At 35.7% G+C, this 24,739-nt stretch carries 13 protein-coding genes; 3 read left to right on the top strand and 10 right to left on the bottom strand.

From position 1 onward, the window contains the following. The first annotated feature begins 133 nt into the window (after positions 1–133). Entirely contained in the window at positions 134–736 is a 603-nt protein-coding gene (locus F1003_RS02035; protein ID WP_155087532.1) for a M23 family metallopeptidase, read from the top strand. 10 nt (positions 737–746) lie between these two features. Continuing rightward, the gene (locus F1003_RS02030) at positions 747–1,253 is read left to right on the top strand and encodes a lipocalin-like domain-containing protein (protein WP_162306875.1); all 507 of its coding nucleotides are present in this window, start codon (positions 747–749) and stop codon (positions 1,251–1,253) included. Between the two features lie 75 nt (positions 1,254–1,328). On the opposite strand, the gene F1003_RS02025 is transcribed toward F1003_RS02030, so the two are convergent. Beyond that, positions 1,329–5,717, bottom strand: coding sequence for a DUF8693 domain-containing protein (locus F1003_RS02025; protein WP_155087530.1), 4,389 nt, complete (start codon positions 5,715–5,717; stop codon positions 1,329–1,331). Next, positions 5,707–6,579, bottom strand: a complete 873-nt coding sequence (locus F1003_RS02020; RefSeq protein WP_155087529.1) for a hypothetical protein — start codon at positions 6,577–6,579, stop codon at positions 5,707–5,709. Before F1003_RS02020 ends, F1003_RS02025 begins: the two co-directional genes overlap by 11 nt. Positions 6,580–6,825: 246 nt before the next feature. Between F1003_RS02020 and F1003_RS02015 the strand changes: the two genes are divergently transcribed. After that, positions 6,826–7,377: a DUF4251 domain-containing protein gene (locus tag F1003_RS02015; RefSeq protein ID WP_155087528.1), complete on the top strand. Its 552-nt coding sequence runs from the start codon at positions 6,826–6,828 to the stop codon at positions 7,375–7,377. Between the two features lie 82 nt (positions 7,378–7,459). On the opposite strand, the gene F1003_RS02010 is transcribed toward F1003_RS02015, so the two are convergent. The 8 genes from F1003_RS02010 to F1003_RS01975 form a co-directional block, all read right to left on the bottom strand. Next, positions 7,460–8,290 carry an alpha/beta fold hydrolase gene (locus F1003_RS02010; protein WP_155087527.1) on the bottom strand — a complete coding sequence of 277 codons (831 nt, stop codon included), beginning with the start codon at positions 8,288–8,290 and terminating at the stop codon, positions 7,460–7,462. A 6-nt stretch (positions 8,291–8,296) separates the two neighbouring features. Then, entirely contained in the window at positions 8,297–8,611 is a 315-nt protein-coding gene (locus F1003_RS02005) for a hypothetical protein (protein WP_155087526.1), read from the bottom strand. Between the two features lie 178 nt (positions 8,612–8,789). Further along, positions 8,790–9,779, bottom strand: coding sequence for a PorP/SprF family type IX secretion system membrane protein (locus F1003_RS02000; protein ID WP_155087525.1), 990 nt, complete (start codon positions 9,777–9,779; stop codon positions 8,790–8,792). A gap of 22 nt (positions 9,780–9,801) precedes the next feature. Next, complete coding sequence (locus F1003_RS01995; protein ID WP_155087524.1) at positions 9,802–18,027, bottom strand: T9SS type B sorting domain-containing protein; 8,226 nt, start codon at positions 18,025–18,027, stop codon at positions 9,802–9,804. 66 nt (positions 18,028–18,093) lie between these two features. After that, the gene (locus F1003_RS01990; RefSeq protein WP_155087523.1) at positions 18,094–20,706 is read right to left on the bottom strand and encodes a PorP/SprF family type IX secretion system membrane protein; all 2,613 of its coding nucleotides are present in this window, start codon (positions 20,704–20,706) and stop codon (positions 18,094–18,096) included. Then, on the bottom strand, positions 20,706–22,172 hold the full coding sequence (locus F1003_RS01985; protein ID WP_155087522.1) for a T9SS type B sorting domain-containing protein: 1,467 nt from the start codon (positions 22,170–22,172) through the stop codon (positions 20,706–20,708). The genes F1003_RS01990 and F1003_RS01985 overlap by 1 nt, the downstream gene beginning before the upstream one ends. 123 nt (positions 22,173–22,295) lie before the next feature. Continuing rightward, a complete protein-coding gene (locus F1003_RS01980) occupies positions 22,296–23,618 on the bottom strand; it encodes a beta-helix domain-containing protein (RefSeq protein WP_155087521.1) in 1,323 nt (440 codons plus the stop codon). A 263-nt stretch (positions 23,619–23,881) separates the two neighbouring features. Then, on the bottom strand, positions 23,882–24,355 hold the full coding sequence (locus F1003_RS01975; protein WP_155087520.1) for a hypothetical protein: 474 nt from the start codon (positions 24,353–24,355) through the stop codon (positions 23,882–23,884). Between the last annotated feature and the right edge of the window lie 384 nt (positions 24,356–24,739).

The following is a 24,739-nucleotide window of genomic DNA, read 5'->3' as shown; positions in this document are numbered from 1 at the left end:
CAAATGGGAATCAGTAAAATAGGATTAAGAGTGAAAGCTATATGTAAAATATAATTATTGTTAACGGTTACCAATCAAAGTGCTTGCGCTAGTAAGCCATATTATACTGATATTGAGTCAATATTTTAAGATTATGAAGAAAGTACTTTGCATTTTTATATACCTAACTTTTATTAATTGTGTAGCAAATGATAGCATGCAAGATGATTTTGGTTCTTTAGCTTGTCCAAGTTCATTATTTCCAGATTGGGCAGCATCAAATTTTGTGCTTCCTTTTCCTGTCGGAAAAACCTATGATACTGGTTTAAGCGCCTGCAGCTCTTCATATCATGGTGTTGGAAGACCAGACCAGTATGCTGTTGATTTTAATATGCCTATTGGTTCTGAAATTACTGCTAGTATAGGAGGCGAAGTTATCTATGTTGTTGAAAATGGTGTTGATTATAACTTTCCCAATAATCTGATTGTGATAAAAACAGGTGATATCTATGTGCAGTATATGCATATAACGAATGACGGTTCAGAAGTAGAAGTTGGCGACGTTGTAACCAAAGGTCAACTTATTGGTTATAGCGGTGCTACAGGTTTGGCAGGCTATCCTCATTTACATTTTGTGGTTACTTCTTCTAATGGATGGGAGTATCCTTATCAGTCTATACCTGTTACTTTTAATAATACTGACCCTAATCCCAATAGTCTAGAGTCTTATACACCTTATGAAGCTATGCCTTATTAAAATTAATGCTATGAAAATACTAAATAAGTCTATCCTGTTGCTTTTGTTTCTAATACCATGTGTATTAATATCTCAAGAAGACTTAGTCGATAAGATCAAAGGATCTTGGAAACTATATGAAATCCATTATGAGTATAAAGACACCACATATATTATGAAAGAAAATGATCATGGACGCTTTATATTCACTGATGAAAATTATGCTTTAATGTATAACCCCAGAATGCAGCAACGAAAGCCTTTCAAAGATTTATCAAAACCAGAAAATGAAGAAATAATCAATGCCTTTAGGAGTCTCGTTTTTAATACTGGAAGCTACTCTATTGAAGACAACATTATTAGCACAACAGCAGATATAGCTAAAGTTCCTGGGTTTGAGGGTGGTCAGCAATATTATCGAATGAAGTTAGTAGATGATGCTTTAGAATTGGTGATGTATGATGAAACCTATCCCAATGGAAAAAAGCCTGAATGGTATAAAAAATTAAAAATAAAATTCAGACTCAAAAGAGAATAACAATAATGATTGGATTGATGATGATTTGATTGGTTTTGCAAAAAAAAAGCGTACTGTTTAAGTACGCTTTTTTAATTAGTGTATTATAAGTTTTTGTATTCGTTTCTCATTTGTAGTTGACAACAATTCAACAATATATATACCTGAGCTTAACTTTGAAACATCTATTGATTGCCTATTAGTATTTATATCTAATTCAGTAGAGCTAACAATCCTTCCATTAATATCATAAAGCTTAAAATCTGTTTCACTTAACAATTGCCCACTAATTACAATGGTATTTTCAATAGAGTTAGTGTAGATTTTCAGTTGCTCTAATAGTTGATCTGTAGTTCCTAGAACATTTGAGTTGAAGCGTAGGTAAAAACGCCCAGTACCAGATATATTGGTTGACGGTGTAAATACATAATCTCCAGAATTCAATAATACAATAGTATTGGTTTCAGAATCTTCAAGATAAACTTCTACATTACCAGAAAGTGTAGATTCTAGAATACTAAAAGTTAAGTCCTCGTTAGCATTAGCATTAACACCCAAAGGAATAACAACATCAGATAAGTCATTAGTATTTAATGCTTGCAAGGCCATTGGTACACCTGTGTTCTCTTGCACCAAATTTGAATACAGTGCAAAACTTGGTGGAGTCTCATTCCAAATAGCTGCATCATAACCAGGATCTAAGCCTAAGCTTGCATTATCATTGAAATAAAAATCTGTATGATAAGAATTATTATTCGTAGTTGCTTTGAGCTTAAAGTAGGTGAGTGGGCTTGCATTTCGACCAGCTATAAAATCATCATCAGATCCTTTACTTCTCATACTAGGAGTAAAAGAAATATTACCTGAAGCTTCAGCGTCTATAAAAAATCCTTGACCAGGTGCAATGACTGTTGTGGCGTTTGTGGTTGCCAAATTATAAATTGTCCAGCCGTCAGCAGCGGTACCGTCATAACCATAAATTCCAACAGCATTTTCATCAATTAACCCAGAATTAGCCACATTGTTTAAAAATTCTTGGACTTTTAAATAACTTGGGTATGGATTTCCTATAAGATTCCAATTACTTGCACCTCCAGCCACTACAGGTACATCAACAGAAGCTGTTTCAACAACTCCATTGAACGTATAAGTGCCACCATCAGTCGATCCTGACCTGTAGCCTCTGCCACCAGCTAGGACACTACTGTCATCTGCTGAAGAGTAATTTACAAAGCTTACGGTTGATGTATCAAAAGGACCAAATAAAAATGCTGGATTACCACCAATAGTACCGGATAGTATATTAGGATTAGCAGCTCTAAATGCCCCAAAGGTCTCACCAGTTACAGGTGCACTAATTAAGTCGTTAGCAGCGGTTGTTGTACCTGCACCAGCTGCATTATTAACATGTCGCATATAAATCACGTTGCCAGTACTAGTGCCGTCTACGATTAAACTAGAATATTTACTAGAAATGGATTCTAATTGGAGCGTTCCGTTGTTAGTAAGGTTACCTTTTACCATTAGACTGGCTCCTTCTTTTACAATTACGGTTGCGCCACTATATATTTCAAGATTGTTTACTTCAACTTCCTTGTCGGCATCAACAGTATATGTACCATCTGCAATAATTGTATTTAAACTTCCCGAAGTCTCATCTGGGCCGTCACTGTATATCCAATCACCACCACAATACAAAATAGAACCAGAAGGAACTGTAACTCCACAGCTATTGCCAGGAGCTAAATATTGTATTAACGTCGCTTTTGGAGTAGTTGCACTATCATCAACATTATTAGAAACACCACCACGTGCTCTAAGATGGGTGCTTTTCAGCTCATTAAAGCCATCACTATACAATTGAACTCTTAAGGCATCCGCCTCAATAGGGTTAAACGAAGCGCCTCCCCATTCATATATGCCGCCATCAATCCAACCACCTACGCCTTCTGCGTGTGTTATCCATACACCGTCACGACGATAACTGATTCTCCATAATGTATTTGGTTGTTCTTGATTATTGGTGGTATAAACACCTCCAAATGTTATGTAATTAATATATTTTACGTTTGTCCAGTTTACCTGCCATTTCATACCATCATCTGGGTCTATAGATGCTTCTAAAACTGCATTAAAATCAAGACCATATTCGTTATAATCAGAAGTAATAAAATAATCGTTAATTGATGGGTCGTATAAGATTTCATCTGGCGTTCCTCTACCACCGCTAACACTACCTCTAACAGTGGCATCTGGCAATAAGGCTAAGTTTAAATTATCATCTGGTGTGTTATCTGGTATGCCACCATTACTGCAAGCACTTGGTGCTTCATAAAAGTCATTCTTAGAAATTTTGCATGTTGGTACATCGCTAAAAAATGCTTCAACATCAACCTCAAACCCATCCGCATCTAAACCTGTTAGAGTTACAATCTGTGGACTAGTTGTAATAGGAAAGGCTTGACCATTTACATTTAGTGTACCTGTAGAAGGTGCATTTTGATAAGTCACCACAATATCCTGAGAGTAGGTGTCATTGGTATCATCGCACATGTTTGTTGCGCCCAGCTGTATATCACCCAAAGGACAATCTGTATCAAACAATACGACCAACTTTGGCGCAGGTCCACTATCTTCATAGGCATTTGCAACACGTTCGCCAGTACCAGAAATAATAAATGTTATTGGATTACCCTGTACCCAACCAGGTAAGGCTATAATTTCGTTCATTTCATCACTAAGATCTGGTGTTCTTTGATAATATCCGACATTGTCGATTGAGCCCCAAGCTTCCAAATCACTCCAAGGTGTTGAATTGCTCGTGGTAGTTCGAGATGAAATATTATTTGTTGCAGAGGTAAATGTACTACTGTTAGCAGCTAATTCACCATGAATGGTTAAATTGGTTGTCGGCTGGGTCGAAAGTCTTTCATCGGTTGAAAATTGAATATAAGCTCTTATAACCGAAGCGCTTTCGGGAATTTCCACATTATTAAAACGAACTCCAATAATTTGGTCATCGCCATCAAAAACCAATTCTAAATCACTACTACTTGTACTTACACTTCCTGAACCAACTTTTTCTTCAGCATCATCACTAGATGCAGAAACTTCTGCCATAAAAACTGTATTATCATAAGAACTAAAGCCTGTACAATTACAAGAGCCGTCTTCTTCATCAAAAATAGTGTCTGCATCACCATCTTCACAAGGAATTCCTGCAGCTGGACAAACAACATCATTGCTGTTGTTAATCGTTACTACAGCGCCTGTTGGAGGTGAAAATACATCGAGATTAAGAGGCAACGTAAAAGGGTCTGTATTACTAACTTCACCTACGACACCAGCATTGTCAACTTTTATGGTTCTCAGTTCAATTTTTGAAGGTTCAACAAAAATGAGTTTAAATTGATTAAAACTTCCAGAGTTTCTTGTCCAGCTTTTATCATCATTATTGTCTCTTAGAGGTGCTCCCCAACAACCTTCCCCAGCATAAACGGTTCCATTGCTATGATCAACAACAAAACCTTCATCATTACCAATTTCTGATGACGGCCTTATAGGCCAGGTTGTTTTAGACATATGAGAATCGCAGTCTATAACCAATCGCACATCCTCATCATAAAATAATTCTGCCCATGCGTCATAAAGCGTATTATTGTTTGGTTTATCAGAATTGGCCGTATGAGGGCGCATTGGTCTATGATATTGAGCAGCTTTCCACGTGGCATTTGTACCAGCAGGAGAGTCCAAATCATTTTGAAGCCATGTTAACTGATCTCCAAAAACAGAAATCTCGGAATTAAGCGTATAGGTTCTAAATAGATCGTTTCCAAATGTGATGGCATAATATGAGTCTGCATTGGGAGTATCAAACAAATTATAAACGTCCGTAGGGTCTTCATGATTTCCACGTGTAGGCACAATAGGAAACATTCTTCCGTCACTCGCTATGGTATCTTGCCAATCATCAAACCACTTTTTCCATTCTAAATCGGTACTGTCGTCTGTCATATCTCCACCAAATAAAACGGCATGTGGCTTTAATTTGCTGACCAATAAATTTGCTGCACGTCTAGGAGTTCTATTGTTTCTAGAATCTCCTCCTGCTATAATTGATAGTCTGCTATTATCATTTGGAGCAGTTCTAAACCAAAACCTTTGACTTGTACCTTCACTATCATTTATTACGAAGTAATAGTTTGTATTTGGAGTTAATCCAGATAAGCGTACAAATCTATTGTCCATGTCCTTATATACAATTGCTCTATCTACAGTTTGCGAAAAAGTATACAAAGTATGGTCAACACCGTGATCTACAGTATCATAATGCACAACAGGATTTGTGCCTGTATCTTGGTCCCAGCCAATGGTAATTGTAGTGGCAGGGTCATCGACCAATATAAGACGGTATCTACCATTGCTGGCATAAGCACAACACATGATTAGAAACAATAGCTTTGTTAAAAGTAATTTAGTTTTCATTAGTAGGTAATTTTTCTTTTTTCAATTTTTTTTCCATAATCAAGACTAGCAAAGGCAAAAGTCCGTGTGATAGTCTATAAACAACTAAATAAACACTAGCATGTAGTGATGATGCTATAAAGTCTGAACTAAAACCTGCAAATAATCTTGCAAATGCTGTAGTCAATCCCCAAAACACCATATACCACAATGCATATTTTGATAGTTTAGGTATAAAAATTAAAACTGACATCACTAAGTCCAAAATACCAGCTACATACAAAAATGTAGTAGCTTGAGATTCACTTAGTCCTAATATCTTAATGGTCATATCCACAAAATATCCAGGCAGATAAATCAGTCCCATTGCAAAAAGACCATGTGCTATAAATGTGCATGCAATAGCAATTTTTAAGCCATTGATCACCTTTTTGTTTTCAATTATATCTAATCTAATATTTAATAACAATAAAATTGGTGCCGCAAATTGTATGAACAATTCAAAAAATAACAAATACTCGTAGTTTTTGTCTTTTACCATACATATGCCAATAAAAAACAGAACGAATAAGGCCAAACTTACAATGGTTTGCTTTAACCTTTTGTAACCAATTTTATCCCAGAAAAGACTAATTATTGCAGCAAGCAGAAACATTAAACTGCAGATCTTAGTAAAACCATTTATCCAGATATTTACTCTAGAACTGGTCGCGTAATCTTGCCAAGAATAATTAGACAATCCTTCAACAATGGGAGTCAATAAACTCTCATCCCATAGAATGGCTCTAAACGGAGCACCGAAAAAATATAACTGATAGGCTCTTCCCAAGAAAACGGTGAAGGCACAGATTTTAACTAGCCATATTATTTTAAGTTTATTCATTTAGAGCATTGAAATTTAATTATTTATTGATGATTAAATGACATTAATCGACTAATTGAAGATAAATCCTATGAATTGATTAATCCATAATATATCATCGATAAAAAGACTATTTTATATCAATAAAAAAAGGATTGGAGAATAACTTTACAAGTTGAAAAACTCATAAAAAATCTTGTTGAAGTGATTAAAGAATTAACAGATTTTTGGTAGAATAAAATACTATTAAATAGTATCTTTAAAATTATGAAAACTAGATTCTTAATAGGTGCTATTGCCTTATTGATTTTTAACTGTGGTAGTTCTAAAAATGAAGCCGAACTTGCGGCTGAAGCCAGAGCTTTTAGTGATTTAAAAACCATGGTGGCTACAAAAGCAATTAGGTTTGATGCACAAACGGCTTATCCTTTTCAAACTAATGATGTTATTACGATCACTAATGCTTTAATGCGTCAAACAGAAAATGCTAATGGTCGATTTTCCCTTAGTGCTAATAACGATTTTCTTGAAATACGTCAAGATTCCGCAGAAGCTAAACTATCCTATTTTGGCGAATTAAGAACAGCATCTTATGCAGATGACAATGATACTAGTATAAAGTTTGATAATATTATAGAAGAATACAGTGTGTCTGAGAATGACAAAAAGAAAACTATCACTATAAGTTTTAAAGTTAGAAATGCTACAGAGCAATTTAACGTAAAAATGCTTCTATACCCTAGTAAAAAGGCTAATGTGGCAATTTACGGGTCTAACAGAACCACGATACAATACAATGGAGACATTGAAAAGATTTAATTTACTGATGTAGTTAAACGGACATTTTAGAATAAAAAAAGGAGATACAATTTGTATCTCCTTTTTACTTTTCGATAATAGTTTATGATTTTAAAAATTTCAGTAGGGTCTCATTCAACTCATCTTTGTGAGTAATATTAAGACCGTGAGGTCCATTTTTTATGACTTCGTAAGTATTGTTAGAAATGCTTTCCGCAGCTTGGTCTCCCGAAGTTTCTTTCGGAACTATATTGTCTGCATCTCCATGAACAATTAACGTTGGTACATCGACATTTTTTAACTCAGGTCTAAAATCCGTTTCAGCCCAAGCTTTTGCTGCTTGTATGGTTGCGATTGGTGAAGCGTGCGATGCTATGGTCCAATCGTAATGCAAATGTGCTTTGCTTACTGTTTCATTATCTTCAGAATAGTTGTAGAAATTTTTATGGAAATCTTCAAGAAAACCTACACGGTCATCTTGCAAAGCTTTCATAATTCCATTTAGATCTTCTTTAGGCACACCATTTGGGTTGTCATCTTTTTTTGCTACCAATGGAATAATTGAACTTATCAAAGCCGCTTTTGCTATGTTATCAGTACCGTAATCTGTACAGTACCTCACAACTTCACCGCCTCCCATGGAGAAGCCTACCAACACAACATCTTTGAGCTCTAATTGTGTAATAATGGCATTTAAGTCTGAAGCAAGACTAGAATAATCATAACTCCTAAACGGAGCTGATGAATTTCCAAATCCCCTTCGATCATAAGCGATACATCTAAAGCCAGCTTCTGCGATCGCCCATATTTGCTGTTCCCAAGCCCTATGGCTCAATGGCCAGCCGTGTATGAGTATTACGGGTTGTCCATGACCGTAGTCTTCGAAAAATATATCTATGTTCTGTGTTTCTGTTTCGTTTGTTAAAAATGGCATATTAAATTATTTTTGTTTGTTTTCTGCGTCTTCAAGGTGATCGTTATGTCCACTACCTTGACTATACAGTTGATTTTCTTCGTCTTTAAGGTTCGTTTTGTTTCTGTCTTTAGGAAGGTCTCTTCCTGGCACATCTAAATCTTTGCCAGTGAAATCTACATCACGTTTCCTGCTTTCTAATTGAGCATCGTCGCCTTGTTTATCATTACGTTGTTCGCTGACGCGCTCTCCTAAATGAATAACGTCATCCATGGTTACTTCAGGATTATAATCTTCATTGTTTTCCTTTTTATCACTGTTTTTCTTTTTATCGCTTTTCATGGTTTGAATGTTTTATTTTAACGATAAAATATAACTCTGAAATAGAAATCTGTTTGACTGAAATGATAATAATGGTTGCTGATTTGATTTGTTTAGAGGTAAATCAAACGAAAAAAGCAGATGCCTTTAAAACATCTGCTTTTTGAATTAAATTGTTTATGGCAAAAAACAATTCACTTTATAATCTATAATAACTCTGGCTAGTACCTTTTGTACAAGGACAATTACTTGCACTTTGCAATAGGTTCAGCCCAATTGTAATAACGTGTGTACCTGAATTAAAACCAGATAAGTCATTAAACGTTAATTGGTATGAATAGGCAAAGTAAAGCTTGTTATTTAAGATACCTGCCATAGGGCCAAAGTTTAAAGGATTAAAGAATTGGTCATTAAGAAAACGGTATGAGGCACCTATCCAATAATAATCTCCATCTCTATTGAACTTTCTGTACTTAAAGTTGATGTCTGTAGAAGATCTATTATCACTATCAAAAAACTGAAAGAAAACTGAAGGTTCAAATTCTACATACTTATTATGTTTTGGTGTGTAAACATAACCTGAATAAAGTTGATAGTTTAATAAAAGTCTTGGTTCAATGCCACCAGTAAAATCCTCAGTATCCTTGGATATTAGGTTGTTAGCGTTGGCACTGAAATAGAAATTATCCCATCTATATAGAAATCCAGCATCAAAATTATTATTGCTTATGGCTCTGTCTCCATTAATTGCCGGATCCAATATTGGAATTTCATAAGTGGTATTAAAATTTTCTACATCTATTCTAAAGTTGTTGATGTTATAAGATAGTCCTAGGGACAAATATTGTTTAGATTTCCAGTCTAAAATCAAATGATGCGCAAATGATAGTTTAAGTCCTTTTTGACGTGTATTTCCGTTCTTATCATTATATGCCGAAACACCCACACCTGAGCGATTAGAAATTCTAAAATCAGCATAGATAGATTGGTTATCAGGTGCATTTTTAATACCTACCCATTGTGTTAACCCATTGGCTCTAATCTTTAGGTTATCACCAATACCGGCATAAGTAGGGGAAATAACAAAATCGTTATCTGCCAAATATTGTGTCCAAACAGGTAAATTCAACTCCTGACTATAACCGTAAGATATTGTTAGAAATATGATATATAAAATTATTTTTTTCATCTTAAGTAGGTTTAATTAAGGATTACCTGTAAAGTGTAAAGTGTCCAACAAATTCTTTATCAATATTTGGGTCGTTTGTTTTTACTACAAACCAGTAATCACCTGTTGGCAACTCGTGTCCGTTGTATCTACCATCCCAAACTTGTCCAACATGGTATGTTGCGACTTTACGTCCATAGCGATCAAAAATATCAAAGGTTAGATTCGGGTAATTTTCTGTACAGCCAGGTGCCCAAGTATCGTATTCTCCATCACCATTTGGTGTAAACCAGTTTGGGATACAGATTTCGACAAATTCTAATTCAATTTGCGCTTCAGCACTACAGCCATTACTGTCGGTTACAACGATGGTGTAAACCCCAGTTTCTGAAATTAAGAAGGTGTTGTCACTACCATAATCTTCACCGTTCATGGTAAAAGTATAGTCACCAGTTCCACCTGAAGCATTAGCAATAATCTCGTTGATTTCACCTTCAGACAACGCCAAAGCAACATCATCGTAAGCTACTATATCAAAGAATTCCGTAGTTTGAATACAACCATTGGTATGTCTTACATTTATATAATGATCCGTTCCTACTGGTACATCTGTAAATACATTACTCAATTGGTATGGGCCACCATTTAATGAATAATCCAGGTCTGATAAATCTGTAATAGAATCATCCACGGTTACAGTAATCATATTGCTCTGAATGTTATCCTCGCATATCGCTTCAACTACAATTTCTGGGTTGATGGTTACGGATTCTGGAAACGTAATATTCCATTCGGATTCACAACCTTCGGCATCACGTATGTAAACGATATGATCGCCGCCTACAAGATCTGTAAAGTCGAAAACAGTCTGCGTTGCACCTCCAGTAGTGTAAGGACCATCGTAGTTATCTAAGCTCACATTGTAAGGAAGATTTCCACCCGAAATATCAATACTGAATTCACCATTGGCATCTCCTTCACAGACTTCTGGGAATAATGAATCTGCCACAATGGTAATGATAACAGGTTCTGGACTTGAAATCGTAAAGTTGAATGTTAAGTAACAACCTAATTCATCCTGAACAATTAAATCGTAATCACCAGGTGCTAAATCCTCAAAAATGTTAGTTTCAAAAAATTGGTTCAATTGAGGTGAAATGGCATATTTAATTATTCCTGTTCCTCCAGTAGCTGTGATCTCAACAGAACCGTTTTCGTTTCCTGCACAGGTAACATCACTGACTTCAATCGTAGCTTCTAACTGAGTTGAAGGTTCTGTAATGCTTATTGGAGCAGAAGTAGTGTTACAATCACCGCTTTCTACCATAACGATATAATCTCCGGCTACAAGTTCAGTAAAATGACCAGGACTATTCTGAGTTGCAGAAATTGGGTTTCCTGAACCATCTTGTAACGTATAACTATAATCTCCTAATCCACCTTGAGCAGTGGCTATAATTGATCCATTGTTATCACCAGCACAATTAATGGTTGGATTAGAAGATTCTAGATTAATCACTAACTCAGGTAGTGGATCAACTGTAATTTCGTTTGATGCATTAGAAATACAACCATTGGTATCTCTAACATAGTATGTGTAAGTTCCTTCCGAAACCGAGAATGTCGTTGACGAAGCAAAACTGCCTAAAGTCGTTGCAAAGTTACTTGTATCACTATACTCATAAGGCCCTGTTCCTCCAGAAGCACTTAATGTCAATGTCGATTCTGTTAAACATGTTTGAGTTGATGCTCTAACTAAGTCAAGATCGAGCGGAGTAGGATTAACAATAACAATATCCAAAGATGTCATTTCACAATCAAAACCATCAGTAATGGTTACCGAATACGTTCCTGCACCTAAATCATTAAATACATTCGACGTTTGTGGACCAGAAGAACTAACCACAGGTGAAATAGTGTTAAGTGTATATGTATAATTACTGCCTTGTCCGCCTGATACCGTTGTAATTGTAATGCTTGCATCTTGGTTGCCAAAACACGCAAGCTCTGTTGTACTAGGTGTAAAGGTTGCTGTAATAGGATTTGGCTCGGCTAAAGTTATGGTCTCTGAGTCAATACAACCTTCTGCATCTCTAACGTTTACAGTATATGTTCCTGCAGATAAATCCGTAAATGTATTATTTGAAGAGTAGGCAGCAGTAGTATTTCCTGTTAGTTCGTATTCATAATCTCCCCAACCACCATCTGCAATAGCAGTAATGGTTCCTTGGTTGTTATTACAGGTTACGTTAGAGGTTTCAGAAAGATTTAGCGTTAAAGCTTCTTGTGGAGATGAAATCACAATATTCGCTGTATTAGAACAGAACGGTATATCTGTTTCTGTAATTACTACTGAAAACGTACCAGCTTGCATTCCTGTAACCGTTAATGGATTGGTAGAAGTGTTAGCATTCACCACACCAGTAACCGAAGTACCTAAACTATCGAAAACTTCATAGGTGTAAGCACCTGTATAGTTTGTAACATTAATATCAAAAGTTCCTGTATTATCACCGAAACATGTTACACTTGAGGATGTTAAGGTAAACATCGGAAGTATAGCTTCAGGTACTGAAACCGTTGTTTCTGAAGTACAAGATAAAACTGTGTCGGTTATTGTGATAGTGTAAATTCCTGATGGTACACCATTGAACGTGTTTCCACTTAAACTGATTGAAGCAGGATTAGGAGAAATACTATAAGTATAAGAACCTGAACCACCAGAACCTGTTATCGTAATTTCACCATCATCATTATTACATGACGGTAATGCCGTAACATCTGCAGCAATATCAATAGGTTCGTCAATATCAACAGAAATTAAATTACCACAACCGTTCGCATCTTGTATTTCAATAGTATGTGTGCCTGCAAATAAATTTGAAATGGTAAATGGTGCTGTTTGTGTTTGAAATGCTCCACCATCAATACTATAGCTATAAGGCGCAGTACCTGCTGTATCTAAAGTAACTTCAATTTCGTAGTTACCATCTGTAATTTCACACGGATTATTCACTGTTGCAGAAATCACAGGTGAGTCGTCCATATCCACTATTGTCACTGGGCTCGAAACTATACAACCGTAGGCATCTAAAACATGTACATAATAACTACTAGCATCAACGTTAAACGTGCTTGCTGAATCCCAACCTGTATCTGAAGCGAGTGGAGGAGTAGCTGTTGTTGTAATTTGATATTGATAAGGAGGAGTACCATTTTGACCTATAGCGCTTATAACTCCTGAATTTGGATTACAATTCGCATTTTGATCTACTGAAACTGTTAAATCCAATGGCTCAGCAGATTCTAAAATCTCAAAGATTTGAGAAGCTGAGTTACAACCGTTAAACGATCCTGTACCATTTTCAGTAAACACAATATAATATTGTCCAGGTGTTAATGTTCCAGGATTTGGTGTTGTTACGGTTTCCGGCACACCAAAAGTTACTGGTAAGTTTGTTGGACCATCAACCAATTGATTGTCGTAAGCGGTATATATAGAATAATCTACAGAAGTTGTGGTACTGTCAAAGTTATCAATAGTGAAAGTAACACTTCCATCATCAGCACCTAGACAACTTACGTTATGTGGTTCTACTGTAGATGTTAATGGTGAGGCGGGATCTATGGCTGAATCCGCAGACTCGACATAATAACAATTTGTTACTAAGTCATGAACTACAAACGTATATACCACGCCAGGTATAAGATTAGTAAATGTTCTCACATTACCACCTGGTGTATCAGGTGGGAAATATGTTGACGTATAAGGTATAGTGTTGAATTCCAATATCCCGAATTCATAACTACCACTACCAACGGCAGATATTGCTGTGACCTCGGCTGTACCACCTACAGTACAATCTGGCACAGCAACATTGACATTGATATCTAAATCTGATGGAGGAGAAGCTATCGTAATTTGTTGTGACAAACTACAGCCATTAGCATCTACAACATTGATGGTATATATCCCAAAGTTAATGATGTTAAACGTATGATCTTCATTTGATGCTGCATTATATGGATTACCTGCAATAACATCATTAAAATTATTTGAAATATAATAAGTGAATGGCGTTGTACCACCACTTACATTTTCAACTGTAATAGAACCTAATGATGAACCACCTGGATTATTACAGGTAATATCTACTTTGCTAAGATCAAAGTCTATAGCATCTGGTTCGTTAATTGAAATAGTTTCTGTTGCGGTACAAGAATTGGCATCAGTAATCGTAATGGTATAAGTGCCAGCTGGCAAACTTGATGTTTGTGTACCATAATCCGTACCAGTAGTATCATTATTGACATTAATAGCAAATGGTGGTGTACCAGTTGTATTATCTATTGTAATATCTATGGCACCATTGCTATCTCCATTACAAAGAATAGGCTGACTCTGTACTACAGCGCTAAAGGCTGGAGGAGTAATAGGGTTAACCGTTATTACAGACGATTCAGCACTACAACCATTGGCATCAGTTATTAAAAATTGATATGTTCCGGCTGATGCTGTATTGTAAGTAAATGTAGTACCTGTAGATCCTAATGATGTATAAGGCGCGCCATCAATAGAAACTTCATAGGTGTATGGTGCGGTACCTGTTATAGTTCCTGTTAGCTCTGCATCTGGTGTTGCGGTACAATCCAATCCTTCAGTTAAAACAACATTCACCGTTGGAGAAGGGATTGGGTCTATGGTAAAAGATTCGCTATAAATACAATCATTTTCATCTCGTACTTGAAATGTATATGTATCTGGAGCTAATCCGGCAAATACATTGGATGTTTGATAAGGAGTTGTTGCTGAAGCCGGAGCAATAATTTGATACTCCAATACACCTGTTCCTCCAGTTACACTTGTGATTGTAACATCACTTGTCATTGCAGGACATGTCACAGGTGTGCTTGAGAATTCTAAATCTGTCGGTGGATTAAGAGCATCAAGAGTAATTTCATTGGTAATCGCTGTACAATCATTATCATCTCTAATTGTGATAGTATAAGTACCTTGAGTTAAATCATTGAATACATTACTTGTTTGAAATGTAGTTCCATCGATACTATATTCATAAGGTGGAGTTCCTCCTGAAACACTTGTAACTGTTATTGTTCCATTGCTTAAACATGTGTATGGTGCAGAGAGTTCTGCCGTACCTGATATAGCTATGTTTTCGATTATGGTTACAGTTTGTGAAGTCGTTGTACATACGGCAGGTCCTGAAGTGTATTGTAATACCACATCATAATTCCCTGCTGTCAATCCTGTAAATACGGATGAATTTGAAAACGTCGTTCCACCATCAATACTGTATTCAATACTATTACCATTAGGGTTTGTTACATCTATAGTAATAGTTCCTGTATCGCCTGTGCCACCACATAAAATATCAGTGGTTAGGATAGTAAATTCAGGAGCTGGTATTTCATCAACCGTAATCGTTGTACTGGCACTACAGTTATTGGAATCCACTACTGTAATGTCATAAATACCAGCAGAAGTCACTACATATTCTGGTACCGTTTGAAAATCCGTAGTACTGTTTATGTAGTAAAAATATGGAGGCATTCCACCTTCAGGATATATGGTTATTTCACCTTCTGTACAGCTTAAAGGCACTGTTAATGCCGCAGTAACTGTAAGTAAAGGAGGCTCAACTATTGTAATATCTTCAGAATGTAAACATCCGTTTTCAGTTTCAACTGTTGCTGTATAAGTACCAGGATTTAAGTTTTCGAAAGTGTAAGTGTTATCTATGATTGGACCGACAGTATTAACAATGGTTCCATTTTCTTCCAATGTAAACGTGTATTGAGGATCAACATCATTTGCAGCCAATTGAATACTTCCTTTCTCACCAAAACACAATGGTTGAGAAACCGTAGAGGTCACCGTAAAATCTCTATCCCTAATTTGAACATCTGGAACAGTGAAAATACAAGGGTTGGTTGGCACGCCAATCTGTCTCACATATACTGAATATGTTCCAGCAACTGTAACTGTAAATACGTTACTTGTTTGATAGTTGATACCATCGATACTGTATTCATATCCAGAAGGGACGTCGTTTACAGTAATACTTCCATCGGTAGTACAAATAATATCGGTTGCAACTACAGTTGGCACCAATAAGTTTTGATATACATTGAAATAGAATTGATTAAAACATCCACCAGGATAGTTAATCGTTAATCTGAATTGCCCTGATGTATCCGCTAAGAAATTTGGGCCAGTAGCAACTTCGTTCCAAGTACAGCCTGGATCTTCGTTGGCACAATCCGTGTCTGAAACTGCGGCACAGCTAGATTCGTCTAACTGCTCCCATATGATAGATGTGGAATCTGAAATATTGGTTTCTATAAATCTTGAATCATCAGCACCACATAAAAAGATAAGCGGTAATTCTTTACCATCATTAGGACAGATAACAACTTCATCAGCATAAGGAATAACAGGATTTTCTACATCTCCACCAAAAAGCTGTACTTCATAAATCTGCTCTATGGATTGGCATGGCGCAATAGCATTATTAAACGAATAATATGTTCCTGTAGAGGTTACTGTAATCGTTTGAGTATTTCCTATTACTGGCGTGCCAGATGGACTTGTTGACCACGAGTAAGAGTCATAGCCATTAGCAGCCGTTAATTCTACACTATCACCGCAAAGTATAACCTCTTCAAGAAATTCACAGTCTAAATCTGCCAAGAAATTAGTGGCTTGTGGCGATATTAAACAACCTGTATTACTATTTAAACTTGGATCGTCTGTAATCTGAAAAGTAGGATTGTAAAATCCATTATATGTGGCATAGGCCTGATTGTTAATAATATTAGAACATGCATCAGCTAATTCACCACAAGTATCAACAACTTGTACTTCTATTCTAATTTCATATACTGGATCGTTTTCTTCGACTAGTGAATTGTCAATATCAAAAATAAGTTCTCTTGTAACCGGATTATAACTATTAACAGTTACACCAGGAGGCAATACTAAATCCGTAGGATGATTGTAAATAATGTTTATCGGAAGTATATCCCTAATTTGAAAATTAGTTGCGTGATCATTTCCTACATTTTGAAAACCTATAACATAATTTAATGAGGAACCAAGGCCAACTAGTTGACCTCCAATATCGTTTCCTGCATCGTCTTCTACAAGTTTTGTGAGTACAATATCTGGTTCAATAATTTCAACCGCAAAGGCAAAGAAGTAAGGGAAATAAGTATCACCGCTGGTTTCCAAACGAATGGTTCCCGAAGTTGCATCATTGGCAATTACGGAATTGCCTGGATTAGGTATAGCTATTGTACCTGTATCAAACCCTAAAGTATTGGTACTGTTTGGCACACGGTTATTTACTGGAGTAGCATCTAATCGTGTTACAGAACTATTGAAAAAGTTAGCCACAGGACGATCTGCGGTAGATAAGCTTACACCATTTAATCGTAATCTGTCGCCTAAAATAGGACTGTCACCTTCCAATGTGGCAAAAGCAAAGTTTGCTCTAACTGGAGCAGGAGCAGGAACAGTTCTAAATCCATCTACAGGAATATCTAGTGTTGGATTGTTTCCTGGAACACTAATAGCACTAAAACCATCAAAACTTGTAATGGATTTTCCTGGAAGCGTTGGGTCCTCATAAACAATAAAAAGTGACCAACCAGCAGACTGGCCAGTACCGTTGTAAGGATCGAAATTTGCTGTTTCTCCTAAACCAGAAGAAACGTTTGCTACAGTATAAGTTCCTAAATCTACACCTGGACCATAACTTGTTACAATATCAGTAACATCTGCAAAGCAGGCATACGAAAAACTATCACCACCATCAATAGTAGTGCCATTGGCATCAAAAATAAGAGTACCTGTAATGTCATTATATCCACCGACAGGGCCTTTAAATCTTACTTCTGTTATAGGTTCATCGCCTGGGTTTACAGCTCCCCAATATAAACCTGCGTAAATAATCCTATAACAATTTGGGTTGGGAATTTCTAAATCTGCACTGGAGGAACTGAACGTGGAAGGATCTCCATCTATATCGATATACTGCATATCGACATTATGATTATAAACTGTTCCGTCGTTGAAAGGATCATTATTTGGTCCCAGAATATTGTTACCGATTAATACAATGTCTCCTTTAAGGTCTTGGTTGAACCTTGGCGTAAATGGCACATAATTTTGCGCAAAAGACGCCATACCAAAGCACATAATCATTAGTGCTATAATAATTGTTCTTGAAAAAGTAGGTTTTTTCATGATACTTAATTTTACTTCCTCACTTTTTCTTGGGGCAATAAAAAAGTGAAGAACAGCTTAACTTATTTAATTTTCTATTTTCACGAGGGTCATGTTTACATTATACGGTCTATTTCCTTTAGTTTCCATAACTTTATTGGCAGCATTAATGCTGTCAAACTTGTTATAGTATATGTAGTAGTTACTGGTATTGACATCATAGAAGAAATCTACATCTACACGTCCTGAAGCTACTACCTTGGTTAAAAATTCATTTCGTTTTTTAATATCGCTATGTACTGCTATAATGAGATAGTATCCATTATCAGCATTCTTAACATTCTTTAATATCTTGATATTATCACTTTGCGGTTCACCAAAATCAAAATCTTCAGAAGTATAAGGAACCTGTGCAGGCTTAGTTGTACGCTTTATATTCTGTAACATAGCTCTATCTTGAGCGTACCTATCTGCTTCATTATCATAAGCAGCACGCTTAATTCTTCTTCTTTTTTCAAATTCAGTTGCAATTCTAATAGTCTCTAGTCTTGTGTCTAACTCTTGTCTCAGTTCTACAGCTTTCAATTGGTCTTTAGCCAACCCTTCAATTTTTCTCTTGTAGAAGAGATTGACTTCATCTAACTGAGTTGTCTTGTATCTTTCTTCATAAAGTGTTTGTAACGAATCTATCTTTTTATTTCTTGATTCTATTATTGCATCAAGATCAGATTTAATTGCATTTAGCTTGTTGTTTTCTGCTGTAACACTTTTAAAAGGTTTTGGTTGTACTGTTATACCTTGGTCACTTAAATCGTTTTCTTCTTTTAAATCTTTTAAGTCTTCGTTTTTAATTTCCACTATTTCTTCAAACTCATCCAATAATTTAGATTGTTGTTCTTTAGTCGTTTCTGTTTGTTCAGCTAAAGCAACCATTGTTTTACCAATCTCATCTGTTGGCTTAGTGGTTAACGCTTCTTTAGCTTTAGCATCCGCATCTTCTTTTAATTGCTGTTGTTCTGCCAATTCTTTAGCCTTAGCATCAGCCTCTTCCTTAGCTGTTTGTTCGGCCAATAGCCTTGCTTGTTCAGCAGCAGCTTCTCTTGCTTTTTGCTCTTCTAACTGTTTTGCTATAGCTTCTGCTTCCTCCTTAGCTTTTTCTTCGGCTAACTGCTTAGCCTTAGCTTCAGCTTCTTCTTTTGCCTTTTGCTCTGCCAGTAATATTGCTTGTTCTGCAGCTTCTTCCTTAGCTTTCTGCTCTTCAAGCAATTTCGCTCTGGCCTCGGCTTCTGCTTTAGCTTGTTCTTCTGCTTCTTTTGCCAGTTGCTCTTCTAATAGTTTAGCTTCCTTCGCAGCTTCTTCTCTTGCTTTTTGTTCTGCTAATTGTTTGGCTTTTTCTTCAGCTTCTTGCTCAGCCTTTTGCTCAGCTAAAACTTTAGCTCTGGCCTCTGCACGCTCTCGCTCTTTTTTTTCAGCCTCAATTTTCGCTTTTGCTTCGGCTTCCTCCTTAGCTTTTTGCTCTTCTATCTGCTTAGCTTTAGCTTCTGCTTCAGCTTCTCTTTTGGCCTTTTCCTCTGCCTCTTGTTGTGCTTTTGCTTCTGCAAGAGCGTTAGCCTCAGCTTCTTTTTTAGCTTTTAGTTCTGTTGCCTTATCCAATTCTGCCTGAGCTCTTCGCTCAGCAGCACGTTCTCTTATTCCTGCAAGTTCTTCTTCTGAGGCCTCAACGATTGGTTTGTTACGTTTTTTAGAGAATAATCCGCTTACTTTTTCATCTCCACTATAATCATATTTCTTCTTGGTTATAAATCTATAAGCTAGAGTAAATTCATGTGAAGGTCCAAAATCTACAAATTCGCCAATTGCTTTTTCAATATTATATTCTAGAGCAATATTCTTAGTAACATTCAAACCTAAACCACCAGACACTCCAAAGCGACTGTTATAACCTACTTGAAACCAAATTCCTTTAGGAACATTAAGTGAGGCTAAACCAGAAATGATCGTTTCATCTTTTCTGAACTCTGACATTAAAATTCCTGAAAATTTAGCTTTCTCAAAAAATCCTTGGCCATCAAAAAAACCTGTGTGCATTACGTGAGCTTGAATCCCTTGTTTTGGATCATCTTTAATCATTTCTGATGATTCAAAATTATAAAGGACTAAGTTATTTACTGAAATCCCAAAGTCTAGGAGTCTTGTTCCATAATTAATTCCTGGGTTAACCGTAAGCAAAAAGTTTTCAGGTACATTTTGTAGCGATGGGTCATCAAAATTTGTAACCACATTACCTGTGTTGATACCACTTTTATAAGCTCCAACATTAAGTCCAAAAGTTAGATTGCTGTCTGTATTTAATTTAACGTTGTATGCAAAGTTCAATAAACCTCCAAAGGTGGTTAATACACCATAGTTTTGTTGATATGCTACAATACCAGCACCAATATTTTCAGAGAAACGACCTGAGTAGCTACCTACAAATGTTTCTGGGGCGTTATCAAACTGTATCCATTCACGCTTGTTGTTAAAACTTATGTATTTGTTTTGTTCTCTAACAAAAGAGAAGGTAGGGTTAATAGCATAGCGATTAAAAACCAAAGAGTTTCTTATTGGTAAATCAAAAGAAACTACGCCATCATCTTGTTGGGAGAACAGTATCTGCATAGAGCAGAATAACAGGATCAATATGGTGAGATGTGCTTTCATTATTTCACTACTGTTATTGATCCTTTTTTTACTTCTCCATCTGTTGTTGTAATAATATAGTAGAATACCTGATTTATACTGGTTAAGTTTAAATCGTTTTCTGGCCAATTATTCTGGTAGTCTATGGTTTGAAAAACCACTTTACCTTGTTCGTTTAAAATCACGACTTCCGTGTTGGTTCCCGTAGTGTATTCTAAGGGTAGAACCCAAGTATCGTTCTTGAAATCACCGTTTGGGCTAATTACATTTGGTATTTTTTCTACATCTGGAAATGGATCTATACCTTCCTCAACGGTAAATTCGTATATCCTTGAGCCTTCACAACCTGAAGTTTCAGATATGACTACTGTATAATCTCCAAATTCTGTAATATCATAAGTGTTATCATTAGCATCTGCAATGATTTGGTTATTGAAATACCATTGAAACTCTGGACTTATGGCTGTATTTGTTATTTCTACTGAAAGCGTTTCTCCTTCAATTAAATGGTTGACTTCATCCACATTGATTTCACTTTCAAAAAGCTCACTTTCTAAATCTATAGAACCTGAAGCTGAGCAATCTCCTAAATCTACCTGAACCGAAAACGTACCAGACTCATCAGTTTGGTACATTTGATTTGTTGCATCAGGAATTTCCACACCGTCTTTAAACCATTGATAGCTATTACCACCAATTGTGCTAAGTGTTGTAAGCCCTTGCTCTGGGCAATAAGGATTACCCAAACTAGAAGCTATAGTTGCTTCAGCCTCTCCCGAAGAACTGGCTTCACTGATAGTTACTCGGTTAGAAAATGAATCTGAAGTGCAGCTACCATAATTTGTTTCTACAAAATAAGTACCTTCTTCACTTACCGATAGGGAAGGACCTTCAGCTACAAATACTGATGTAGTAGAACTTGTTTCTTTATACCAATTAAATGTTAAAGACGGGTAGTTAAGTGGTGAATCGTTATTTCCAGTTCCTGGGTTATCAATAGTAAGCAGGTAGCTTCCGCCCGTACAATAAGCTCCTGTTGACACAAGGTTATTGATTGAAAAAGGTGAATCCTGTAATTTGTAATATGCTGCAAAAGCTGCAGAAGAAGAACTAGTTGCGACTGGCGACGTACTTTTAACACGAATCCTATAATCCTCTCCTGCCGTAGTTTCCGGTATAGAAAAATTTAAGGTAGCAGGTGAGTCAGTAACCGATCCAGGTGAGGATGTGTAAACTGTAGTAGAATTAGAAAAGTCACCATCTGCATCAGACATTTCAATAATAAACTGATTTGAAGCATTGACAGCAGACTCTGGTGAGAAAACAAATGTTACGTCATAAGAATTGAAAGATTCGCTTGCACAAGCCTGGCTAAAACCTAAATTAGGTTGGCCAATTACCAATTGCGCATTCGCCTGTTCTTGAAATAAAAGAACAGTAAAGCAAAGTCCAATAATTAATCCGTTAACATTAGTAATTTTAAGCATTCTATCTTCTTGTATTTTTCTAATCTATAAGCTGTTATAATTTGTTGTTTGAAAATTTTATTGAGGGTTTGTTCAATAAAAATCAATCACTAGAATAAAATTGAATTACTCTAGCGGTTTTGATTAATCTTCATCGTCGTCGTCGTCAATAAAATCATTTGAAGCAATAATTCTATTTACTTGTAATCTAAAATCAGGATTTCTGCTGTCTTTAGCATCGATGAATGTTTCGTCATCAGAGCCTTTAGCGTAAAGGTTATCAAAAGCTCTACTACCATACCAGCTCTCTAAATCGTCATTATTTGTATATCCTTTTCTATAGATATTTCCTTTACAGTTATTAAAGTAAGTTCTTGTAAACTGTATTTTTTCAAGGTTTTGGTTATTAAGTTGAATTTGGTCATCAAAAATTACTGCAGGATAAAACCCAGAAATAACACTCTTGTTAATGGCGAATGATGCATCAGCACCTATGTAAATAGCTTCTTGCACCAATCCAACTTTAATATCAGATCTTAGATCATTGGAAATATTCACCAACGTTAAGTTTTCTGCATTTACAAAAGTTTGCCTTTTAGAAGTGTCTGCATCTTCTTTATTATCGTAAGATTTTACAACCATACAACGTGATCCATCAGCACTAGAGATGTAAGGTGATCTAATTGCTAAAGAGTTAATTAGCTGGCATTGTGTACCGTAATTAAATTCATAATCGTTTCTGCTAGATCTGTATGATACTAATTGTTCTAAAATTGCTGAGCCACCAAGGATATTAAATGAATTGCCAGCACTATAGCTGACCATCACATTTTCTATAACGGTTTTGTTACCTACACCAGCTAATGTTAATGCATTAAAGTACCCATATTGCTTGGTTCTTTTTCCTGCAAATTCAATTCTCACATATCTTAAGATACCTGAATTGCTTTCAGAATTATAGCCACCAAAGCCTATGTCTTCAGTTGATGATGGACGAAGTCCGTAATTAAGTGAAGATAGTTTCCCATAAGTGTTTAATGGTGCATCGCCTAGAATAAAAAGTCCGCCCCAATCACCTGGCTTTTTATTGCTTCTACTTGATGTAAAAATAATAGGATCGGTTTGGGTTCCATTAGCGATTATTTTAGAACCATTACTTATTGTTAGAGAACCTTTAGACTCAAAATCACCAATGATGACAGTTCCTGGTTCAATTGTTAATGTTGTACTATCGGTAACAAATACATCACCTAATAGTAAATACACATCTCTCTTAACAAGCTTGGTGTCTTTTGTAATGTTACCACTCAAAATCTGAGTAGGTTCACCATAGTCTGGTTGACTAGGTTTAAATTCTGTCCATGAATTTAGCCAATTACTATAGCCAATTATTCCTTTTTCCTGCTGTGCAGAAGCAGTGCTAAACACTAGTAGAAAAATAAGCGCGGTTTGAATAAAATTTTTCATAGTCGTTTAATTCGTTATGTTAGATATTTTTGGGTTTTTCAACTAATTGCCTCAAACATAGGAATAAAACCTATGAAATACAAGAAAATATCGATGAAATACACATATTTTATATTACTTTAATCTTTTTCCTACAAATAATCAGGTTTTTAAGACAAGAACAAGGTAAGATTAATTCACTGTTTATCAGTGTTTTGAAAAAATAATAAAGAATAAAAAAACCTCACAAAATTTGCGAGGTTTAATTATAAAATTCTAGTGACTTAATCTTCTTTAAAATCGTTGTATGTATGTAACGCCTTTAATGTTGATTCATAGAACAAAATTGCGGCTATTAAGTCATTAGTATCAGAATAGGGGAGTATTTTGGTCTGATATTCGACAGTACTTTCAAAGTAGTTGTCAGAAGCTTCCATATTATCTTCTAATGCTTTCTTATTTTCTTTGGTTTCTGGAATCCCTAAAGACGCCATGGTAACACCAGGTTTAGTAGCAAATGCAATATTAGGTAGAATATTTACAATGACTTCTATACGTTCTATATATAGAGTCAGTAGTTCACCTTTAGACATTTCATCTAATTGCTCGCGGCTATGGTACTTAGAAATATTAACCTTGCCACTTATAATACTTTGTGACTGGTCTTTTTTCTTTTTAGATTCTTCATTTTTTTGAGCATGACCTAGACCTATCATAAGGAAAAAGATTGCACTAAATAAAGTAAGTTTTGCTTTCATATTTATAGTTTTGATTTGGACTAACGAAGACAAATCTATACAAAATATTAAGAAAAACAACTAAAATTCATGTTTTTTCATGAAAAAATTTTAACACTTTAAATACATATTTCATGGATAAACTGCGTATTTAGTGGATTAAGTGCATATTTTACCGACGAAATACTTAGTGGTTTTTTTCGAAAATTAAAGTGTAATTCACTATAGAAAAATCAAAAAAACCAGCATATTTTTCTTCAGATTTTATTGCTTTTGAAGAACTTTCATAATTATTTTTTAAATCACAATTCGTAATTTTTTATTGATTCAACTATAGTATTTCATCGTTGATTTTTGCATTTATTTTCATTTTATCGCAAAAATTTGGCATTTATATGATTTTTA

Source organism: Winogradskyella ouciana, assembly GCF_009709615.1.
GTDB classification, from domain to species: Bacteria; Bacteroidota; Bacteroidia; order Flavobacteriales; family Flavobacteriaceae; genus Winogradskyella; species Winogradskyella ouciana.
This window is presented reverse-complemented; position numbering and strand designations above follow the sequence as displayed.

Bases quoted from the DNA above. Each gene is read 5' to 3' on its own strand.
- F1003_RS02030 (WP_162306875.1), top strand. From the start codon at position 747: ATGAAAATACTAAATAAGTCTATCCTGTTGCTTTTGTTTCTAATACCA.
- F1003_RS02010 (WP_155087527.1), bottom strand. From the start codon at position 8,290: ATGCCATTTTTAACAAACGAAACAGAAACACAGAACATAGATATATTT.
- F1003_RS01995 (WP_155087524.1), bottom strand. From the start codon at position 18,027: ATGAAAAAACCTACTTTTTCAAGAACAATTATTATAGCACTAATGATT.
- F1003_RS02025 (WP_155087530.1), bottom strand. From the start codon at position 5,717: ATGAAAACTAAATTACTTTTAACAAAGCTATTGTTTCTAATCATGTGT.
- F1003_RS01985 (WP_155087522.1), bottom strand. From the start codon at position 22,172: ATGCTTAAAATTACTAATGTTAACGGATTAATTATTGGACTTTGCTTT.
- F1003_RS02020 (WP_155087529.1), bottom strand. From the start codon at position 6,579: ATGAATAAACTTAAAATAATATGGCTAGTTAAAATCTGTGCCTTCACC.
- F1003_RS02015 (WP_155087528.1), top strand. From the start codon at position 6,826: ATGAAAACTAGATTCTTAATAGGTGCTATTGCCTTATTGATTTTTAAC.
- F1003_RS02035 (WP_155087532.1), top strand. From the start codon at position 134: ATGAAGAAAGTACTTTGCATTTTTATATACCTAACTTTTATTAATTGT.
- F1003_RS02005 (WP_155087526.1), bottom strand. From the start codon at position 8,611: ATGAAAAGCGATAAAAAGAAAAACAGTGATAAAAAGGAAAACAATGAA.
- F1003_RS01975 (WP_155087520.1), bottom strand. From the start codon at position 24,355: ATGAAAGCAAAACTTACTTTATTTAGTGCAATCTTTTTCCTTATGATA.
- F1003_RS02000 (WP_155087525.1), bottom strand. From the start codon at position 9,779: ATGAAAAAAATAATTTTATATATCATATTTCTAACAATATCTTACGGT.
- F1003_RS01980 (WP_155087521.1), bottom strand. From the start codon at position 23,618: ATGAAAAATTTTATTCAAACCGCGCTTATTTTTCTACTAGTGTTTAGC.
- F1003_RS01990 (WP_155087523.1), bottom strand. From the start codon at position 20,706: ATGAAAGCACATCTCACCATATTGATCCTGTTATTCTGCTCTATGCAG.